The 2,500-nt window shown below is 53.2% G+C and carries 1 rRNA gene (cut by a window edge); it reads left to right on the forward strand.

Going from position 1 to position 2,500, the window contains the following annotated elements:
- Positions 1–417 precede the first annotated feature (417 nt).
- A 23S ribosomal RNA gene (locus AC1DT7_RS19680) occupies positions 418–2,500 on the forward strand; it runs 711 nt beyond the window's last position.

The raw sequence follows: 2,500 nt of genomic DNA on the forward strand, positions 1-2,500 counted from the left end.
AAGCGCAGTCAGCGAGACGAAATAGCGAAAGCTATTTCGCACGCAGACAAGCACGGCCAGCGCTGCATAGCGCGCCATAAGGCGCAGCTTTGCTGCGACTGACGGCGCAAGCGCGAGCGAAACGCTCACCAAGCATTATCCAGATGATGAAGACACCAGTTCGGCGCCTACGGGCGCTGATTTGGGAAGCGTGGCTTCCCTGTTTGACATTGTGAATGGGTTCTTAAAATCGATGCCGTAACGGTAGCGATTTGATCGGCGTTAAGAGGCTTGCCTCGAGGCGCTGAGCAGATCGGTGCTAAAAGTTATTAGGCTGAGCATTTTAATCATCCGCACCAAGATACTTCGACGTTGCTGCTCTGCCGAGTTTTGGTTGGTTTAGGCCAACCCAGCATTGTCGTTGGTGGTGCGGACTCTCAAGCGTAAGGTAAGGGCAATTCGTGGATGCCTTGGCGCATACAGGCGATGAAGGACGTGGCACGCTGCGATAAGCGTCGGTGAGGTGTGAGCAACCTTTGACCCGACGATTTCCGAATGGGGAAACCCACCTATCCCGTTTAACTTGGCCGTTCTGGCAACAGGGCGACCAAGCTAAATGGGGCTAGGTATCACTTAAGTGAATACATAGCTTTCGTGAAGCGAACCCGGCGAACTGAAACATCTCAGTAGCTGGAGGAAAAGACATCAACCGAGATTCCGTTAGTAGTGGCGAGCGAACGCGGACCAGGCCAGTGCCTGGAGTTCAACTAGCAGAACAGTTTGGAAAGACTGGCCATAGCGGGTGACAGCCCCGTATGCGAAAGTGAGACTTCAGGACTCGAGTAGGGCGGAACACGTGTAATTCTGTCTGAACATAGGGGGACCACCCTCTAAGCCTAAATACTCGTATGCGACCGATAGTGAACTAGTACCGTGAGGGAAAGGTGAAAAGCACCCCGATGAGGGGAGTGAAACAGTACCTGAAACGGATTGCCTACAAGCAGTAGGAGGGCTCATGTGGCCTGACTGCGTACCTTTTGTATAATGGGTCTGTGACTTAATGTATCAAGCAAGCTTAAGCCGGTAGGTGTAGGCGCAGCGAAAGCGAGTCTGAATAGGGCGATTTAGTTTGATGTATTAGACCCGAAACCCGGCGATCTAGGCATGACCAGGATGAAGGTGCGGTAACACGCACTGGAGGTCCGAACCGATTAACGTTGAAAAGTTACCGGATGAGTTGTGTTTAGGGGTGAAAGGCCAATCAAGCCGGGAAATAGCTGGTTCTCCGCGAAAACTATTTAGGTAGTGCCTCGGATGAATACCGCAGGGGGTAGAGCACTGGATGGATGCGGGGGTCGCGAGATCTACCAACTCTAACCAAACTCCGAATACCTGCGAGTAATATCCGGGAGACAGACGGCGGGTGCTAAGGTCCGTCGTCAAAAGGGAAACAGCCCTGACCTACAGCTAAGGTCCCCAAGTCGTGTCTAAGTGGGAAAGCATGTGAAACTTCCAAAACAACCAGGAGGTTGGCTTAGAAGCAGCCATCCTTTAAAGAAAGCGTAACAGCTCACTGGTCTAAATAAGAGGTTTTGCGGCGAAGATGTAACGGGGCTCAAGACACGCACCGAAGCTTAGGGTTCATCGCAAGATGAGCGGTAGCGGAGCGTTCCGTAAGCCTGTGAAGGGATCTGGTAATGGGTCCTGGAGGTATCGGAAGTGCGAATGCAGACATGAGTAGCGATAAAGAGGGTGAGATGCCCTCTCGCCGAAAGACCAAGGGTTCCTGCGCAAGGCTAATCCGCGCAGGGTGAGCCGGCCCCTAAGACGAGCCCGAAGGGGGTAGTCGATGGGAACCACGTTAATATTCGTGGGCCTGGTGGTGTGTGACGGATCTCGTGAGTTGTTCACCCTTATTGGATTGGGTGGGCTTCGAAGAGGTTCCAGGAAATAGCCCCACCGTATAGACCGTACCCGAAACCGACACAGGTGGTCAGGTAGAGTATACCAAGGCGCTTGAGAGAAGTGTCCTGAAGGAACTCGGCAAATTGCCTCCGTACCTTCGGAAGAAGGAGGCCCTCACTATGCGCAAGCACTTTGAGGGGGCACAGGCCAGGGGGTAGCGACTGTTTAGCAAAAACACAGGGCTCTGCTAAGTCGGCTTCAAGACGACGTATAGGGCCTGACGCCTGCCCGGTGCCTGAAGGTTAAGTGGAGTGGTGCAAGCTGCGAAATGAAGCCCAGGTAAACGGCGGCCGTAACTATAACGGTCCTAAGGTAGCGAAATTCCTTGTCGGGTAAGTTCCGACCTGCACGAATGGCGTAACGACTTCCCCACTGTCTCCAGGACATGCTCAGCGAAATTGAATTCTCCGTGAAGATGCGGAGTACCCGCGGTTAGACGGAAAGACCCCGTGCACCTTTACTGCAGCTTCAGAGTGGCATTAGGAAAGAACTGTGTAGCATAGGTGGGAGGCTTTGAAGCGACGGCGCCAGCTGTCGTGGAGCCATAGGTGAAATA

The organism is Sphingomonas sp. P3_C6, assembly GCF_056402595.1.